We start from the raw sequence: 5773 nt of genomic DNA, 5'->3' as shown, positions 1-5773 counted from the left end.
TTCCGGCGGCAGCGTCTCACCCGTGGCGCGGGGGGTCGCCGACGCATTCCACGTCCACGTGCCATCGTGGTCGTCGGAAGATTATACACGTATTGTATTGAAAAATAAAATATTAAATGCAAAAATCGACAATTCTATATTTAATTAGCATTCTGTTTTTAGTTACATCTTGTGCTACAAATAATCTTGAAAAAGAGTTGAAGGTAGTAACTTTAGAAACCACAGTTTATAACGCTCCGTATTTTGCAAATACTGAAATAGATTATGTTTATAAAGCAAATATTTCGGTTTATGGTAATGATTTGTCGGGAATCTTTATTGCAAAAAAGATAAATGCAACGACTCATAGGGTTGTTTTTACAACCGAATTCGGTAATAAATTATTGGATTTTGAAATTTCTGAAACTGACTTTAAAGTCAATTCGATTGTTGATGAATTGAATAGAAAAATCTTAATTAACACTTTAAAAAGCGATTTTAGGTTGTTGCTAAAAAGTCAGTTTTTAATAAAAGGACAGTTAGAAGATTTAGAAAATAAAGTATACAAGTCTGAAGATGGAGCTCAGTTTAATTATCTTTTTGCATCAAAAACAGATAATAAACTCTTTAAAATTTCGCATGCAACGAAAAGAAAAGAGCAAATTAACATCCATTTTACCTCAGAAAATAATACTTTTGCCGAAAATATTATCATTCAGCATTATAATATAAAATTAAGATTCGAGTTAAATTATTTAAAGACAAATTAGAGATGAAAAAATTATTTATTGTTGCCATTATTGCATTATTGGGAATTACACAAAATCAAGCACAAGTTACATTTAAGCCAGGATTGCGCGGAGGAGTAAATTTTTCACACTTTGCAAGTGGAAATGATTACAATACGAGTTATTATTATGATAACAATGGAAACTATGTGCAAACGACAAATAACAATGACGATTTTAAAGCAAAAACTGATTTTTATGTAGGTTTTTATGGTGCTTTGCATCTTACAAAATATTACACATTGCAACCTGAGATTAATTACTCTAACCAAGGTTCGTATCTTGATTCAAGAAATGGCAATGTAGTGACTAGAACAAAATTTGATGTGTCTTATCTTTCGATTGGAATACTTAATAAATTTACGTTTACAGACAAGTTTAACTTTCATGTTGGTCCAACTTTAGATTTTGTTGTAGATAAAACAAAGTTTACAAATGAGAATTCAGATGACTTTTTTCTTTTCCCTTCATCAAATGATGTTGATCTTACTTTAACAGCAGGATTTGGATATAATTTTACTAAAAACTTTGGTTTAGAAGCTAGGGTTAAAAAAGGATTTATTTCGGTTTATGATTTTAATAATAGTAATCCAAAAAATGTAGTATTCCAATTAGGAGTAACTTATACATTTGATATAAAATAATAAATATGCTTTTAAAAGATTTTTATAAAGTAATTTCATTAGAAAAAAATGATAGACAGAAACATTTGGCTATCATTTTTGTTAATGAAAAACATGAAGTTTTCAAAGGACATTTTCCAGGCAATCCTATTATGCCTGGAGTTTGTATGATGCAAATTATTAAAGAACTTACGGAGCAAATCACAGAAAGCTCTCTAATTATGCAGAGTTTAACTAATGTAAAATTCATGGCGTTAATAAATCCAGAAGTAACACCAGAATTGCGCTTAGAATTAGATATTACAATAACTGATGAAGGATTGGTTAAAGTAAAAAACACAACTTATTTTAACGAAACTGTAGCTTTGAAGTTGAGTAGCGTTTATAAGAAAATCGTTTAATCGTTGATTTGTTTATTCGGTTAGTCGATTAAACAAATAACCGAATAATAAATAAAAAATGAAACTTCTATTTTCTATTTTCTATTTTCTGCTTTCTTTCAGCAATCCAGATATTGCTGAGATTAGGAAGTTGTATCCAAATGCAGCAAATTCTGAAGTTACATCAAAATATTTTTTGTCAAAACTTTCAGAGGTTACAAACGAAAGCAATAAAACATTAGTAGCCTACAAAGGGTCAGCGGTTACCATTTCTGCAAAATTTGAAAAGAAAATTTCAGACAAAATTAAAAGTTTTAAAGAAGGCGCAAAACTAGTTGAACTTGCTATTGGAAGCGAACCAAATAATATCGAAATCCGATTAATCCGATTAAGTATTCAGGAAAATGTTCCTAAAATCGTAAAATACAACAAGAACAAGAAAGAAGATGCTATGTTTATTTTAGCACATTATAACGAGCAATCTAATGCTTTGAGAGCTTATTTGAAAAGTTTTATATTGCAATCCAAAAGTTTTTCTTCCGATGAAAAACAAACTATCAAATAGTTAAAGTTCATAATGGAAACTTTTAATCCCGAAATAAACCGAACAAATTCATTAAATTTTTGTGTTATTGTACCCACGTATAATAATCATAAAACATTAGCACGTGTTTTAGATTCTGTTTTAGAATATACCACCAATGTGATTGTTGTAAATGATGGTTCGACCGATTCGACAACAGAGATTTTAAAAAACTATTCAAATCTTACTCAAATTCATCACCCAAAAAATGCTGGAAAAGGAACCGCATTACAAAATGGTTTCAAAAAGGCTTTAGAGCTTAATTATGATTTTGCAATAACAATCGATTCCGACGGACAACATTTTGCCTCAGATATTCCTTCTTTTATTAATGAACTTAATGTTAATGGAGAAGTTCTACTCATAGGAAGCCGAAATATGACGCAAGAAAATGTGCCTAAGAAAAGTAGTTTTGGAAACAAATTTTCTAATTTTTGGTTTTGGTTCGAAACAGGAATCAAGTTAGAAGACACTCAATCTGGTTACCGATCGTATCCTTTACAAAAGATTTCTAAAAACTATTTTACAAATAAATTTGAGTTCGAAATCGAAGTAATTGTGCGTGCCGCTTGGAAAGGAATTGCTGTAAAGAACATACCAGTTCAGGTTTTATATGATCCAAGCGAAAGAGTTTCGCATTTTAGACCATTTAAAGATTTTACTCGAATTAGCATTTTAAATACAATTTTAGTAGCAATCGCGATTTTTTATATCATACCAAGAGATTTTTTTTTGAGATTAAAAAAAAAAGGAATTAAGAAATTTGTACTAGAAAATATATTGCATAATGAAGATAGTATTGCAAAAAAATCCTTCTCAATTGCATTAGGGACTTTTATAGGAATTGCTCCTTTTTGGGGATTTCAGACTATTATTGTGCTTTTTTTAGCTGTTTTTTTTAAGTTGAATAAACTCATTGCATTTGCTTTTTCGAATGTTAGTTTTCCTGTTTTTATTCCTTTTATAATTTATGGATCTTTAAAAATGGGCAGTTATTTTGTGAGGACTGGAAAACCATTGTTGTTAAATTCTTCAATGAGTCTCGCTGATGTTCAAAACAACATTGCTCAGTACCTTATAGGAAGCTTTGTTTTAGCAACCATAATGTCTATTACTTTTGGTCTTTTTGGTTATTTTTTATTAACGGTTTTTAGTACTTTTAGGAGCAAAAAATAAAGCATGCAGAATTTCTTCTTTAAACTTAATTCATTCGCCAATAAAAATAAATTGCTATTTTCAGCAATTGTATTTGCTTTACTTTTTTCTTTTGGTTTTTTTGCTTCAAGAATTTCTTTTCAAGAGAATATTACACAACTCATTCCGTCGAATGATCAATCTGGAGTTACATCAAAAGTATTGGAACAAGTTAATTTTGCTGATAAAATAACGATTATCATTAAAAGCAAAAACAATGGTTCTCCTGATGATTTAACCCAATATGCCAATGAATTTATTGACGAATTAGACAGTAAATGCAAACCTTATGTAGGTAAGCTTCAAGGGAAAATAGACGAAGAAAACATACAAGAAACCTTCGATTTTGTATATGCTCATTTGCCTCTTTTTTTAGATAAAAGCGATTATGCAACGATTCAAAATAAAATAAATAACGATAGTATTTCAAAAATTGTTGAAGCCGATTATAAATCGTTAGTTTCTCCTACAGGAATGGTTACTAAAGATTTTATACTTCAGGATCCGTTGGGAATTTCATTCATAGCACTAAAAAAATTACAACAATTAAGTATTGGGGATGATTTCGAATTGCAAAACGGCTTCGTTTTAACCAAAGACAAGAAGAATTTAATGTTGTTTCTCACAACAAAACTTCCTGCAAATGAAACCGATAAAAACACTTTGTTTATTGGTGAATTAGAAAAGATAAAAACCAAATTAAATACTAAATTCGGAAATAAAGTAGCCATGAGTTATTTTGGAGCTACGCCAGTTGCAGTTGCAAATGCTACACAAATAAAATCCGATGTGCAAAAAACGTCCATTTTTGCGACAGTAACTTTGATTCTGATTTTGGCTTTTTTTTACAGAAATATTTCAACACCAATACTCATTTTTATTCCTTCACTTTTCGGAGCGATTTTTGCCTTAGCGGTTTTATACTTTTTCAAAGGAACAATTTCGGCAATTTCTCTAGGGATTAGTTCTATTTTATTGGGAGAAACAACCGATTATTCTATTTATGTCTTAACGCATTTGCGGAATAAAAAAGATATTAAACTGTTGTATAAAGACATTTCAAAACCGTTAATGCTTTGCGGAATTACAACTGGAATTACTTTCTTGTGCTTGTTTTTTATCAAATCGGAAGCTTTGCAGGATTTGGCAATTTTCGCTGCTTTAAGTGTCGTAGCTACTTCGTTTTTCTCATTGATTTTAATTCCACTTTTGTACAAAACAAAAAATGAAATTGCGGTTCAAAAGTTAAACTTCATCGATAGATTAGGATCTTATTCCTATCATAAAAATAAATTTTTAATAGTTTCGGTTTTTGTTTTACTGATTATTTCGCTTTTCACTTATTCGAAAGTCACTTTCAATAATGATTTGTCATCACTTAATTTTATGACGCCAGAATTGAAAAAAACAGAGAAAGAATTAGAAAACATTGCCAATATTTCTTCAAAATCTATTTATCTGGTTACACACGGAAAAAATCATGAAGAAGTTTTAGAGAATAACAACAAACTATTTTCAGTATTAGAAAAAGACAAAAAAGCAGCAAAAATTCTAAACTTTAGTTCTATTGGTGGTATTGTTTTTGCTGAAGAAATTCAGAAACAAAAAATTCAGGATTGGAATTCTTTTTGGGATTCAGAAAAAAAACTGAATCTTAAAAGTAATTTAATTTCCAATGGAAATAAATATGGTTTTAAAGAAAATACTTTTTCTGTCTTTTATGAAACTTTAAATCAAAATTTTAATGCTATTTCTTTTCAAGAATACGCAAAAGTAAAGTCATTCTTTCTGGAAGAATTCGTTGCTAATAAAGATAATTTTTATACCATTTCTACTTTGGTAAAAGTGCCAAATGATAAAAGAGATTCATTTGTAAACGATATAAAAAAACAAGTAAATACAGTTGTAATTGATAGACAAGAAACAAATGAAGTGTTTTTAAACTCATTAAAAGCCAATTTCGAAAACCTAGAAAATTATTCTTTTATCATCATATTTTTAGTTCTTTTTATTGCTTTTAGAAGACTAGAATTAGCTATTGTAAGCATTGTTCCAATATTAATAAGTTGGATTTTCACGACTGGAATTATGGGAATATTCGGTATTCAGTTTAATGTGATTAATATTATTGTTTGCACGCTAATCTTCGGAATTGGTGTCGATTATAGTATTTTTATGACCATGGCTTTACAAAAAGAGCACACTTTTGGGAAAGCGGAATTGCCA

6 protein-coding genes are annotated in these 5773 nt (G+C 29.4%); all 6 read left to right on the top strand.

The window, feature by feature from the left end; translation table 11 throughout:
* The first annotated feature begins 116 nt into the window (after positions 1-116).
* Positions 117-749, top strand: coding sequence for a hypothetical protein (locus ACHZC3_RS01120; RefSeq protein WP_394758035.1), 633 nt, complete (start codon positions 117-119; stop codon positions 747-749).
* 2 nt (positions 750-751) lie between these two features.
* Positions 752-1411, top strand: a complete 660-nt coding sequence (locus ACHZC3_RS01115) for an outer membrane beta-barrel protein (RefSeq protein WP_394758034.1) — start codon at positions 752-754, stop codon at positions 1409-1411.
* Between the two features lie 5 nt (positions 1412-1416).
* Positions 1417-1791, top strand: coding sequence for a 3-hydroxyacyl-ACP dehydratase (locus tag ACHZC3_RS01110; RefSeq protein ID WP_394758033.1), 375 nt, complete (start codon positions 1417-1419; stop codon positions 1789-1791).
* 58 nt (positions 1792-1849) lie between these two features.
* Positions 1850-2335, top strand: coding sequence for a hypothetical protein (locus tag ACHZC3_RS01105; RefSeq protein ID WP_394758032.1), 486 nt, complete (start codon positions 1850-1852; stop codon positions 2333-2335).
* A 12-nt stretch (positions 2336-2347) separates the two neighbouring features.
* On the top strand, positions 2348-3529 hold the full coding sequence (locus ACHZC3_RS01100; protein WP_394758031.1) for a DUF2062 domain-containing protein: 1182 nt from the start codon (positions 2348-2350) through the stop codon (positions 3527-3529).
* Positions 3530-3532: 3 nt separating this feature from the next.
* On the top strand, positions 3533-5773 hold a 2241-nt coding region (locus ACHZC3_RS01095), incomplete at its 3' end, for an MMPL family transporter (protein ID WP_394758030.1).

This window comes from Flavobacterium sp., assembly GCF_043720215.1.
Taxonomy (GTDB): Bacteria; Bacteroidota; Bacteroidia; order Flavobacteriales; family Flavobacteriaceae; genus Flavobacterium.
Note: the sequence above shows the minus strand (reverse complement) of the source record. Positions and strands in the feature narration are given on the sequence as shown.

What these genes read in the sequence shown, in the direction of transcription:
- ACHZC3_RS01100 (WP_394758031.1), top strand. Translation starts at nt 2,348, where the DNA reads ATGGAAACTTTTAATCCCGAAATAAACCGAACAAATTCATTAAATTTT.
- ACHZC3_RS01105 (WP_394758032.1), top strand. Translation starts at nt 1,850, where the DNA reads ATGAAACTTCTATTTTCTATTTTCTATTTTCTGCTTTCTTTCAGCAAT.
- ACHZC3_RS01120 (WP_394758035.1), top strand. Translation starts at nt 117, where the DNA reads ATGCAAAAATCGACAATTCTATATTTAATTAGCATTCTGTTTTTAGTT.
- ACHZC3_RS01115 (WP_394758034.1), top strand. Translation starts at nt 752, where the DNA reads ATGAAAAAATTATTTATTGTTGCCATTATTGCATTATTGGGAATTACA.
- ACHZC3_RS01110 (WP_394758033.1), top strand. Translation starts at nt 1,417, where the DNA reads ATGCTTTTAAAAGATTTTTATAAAGTAATTTCATTAGAAAAAAATGAT.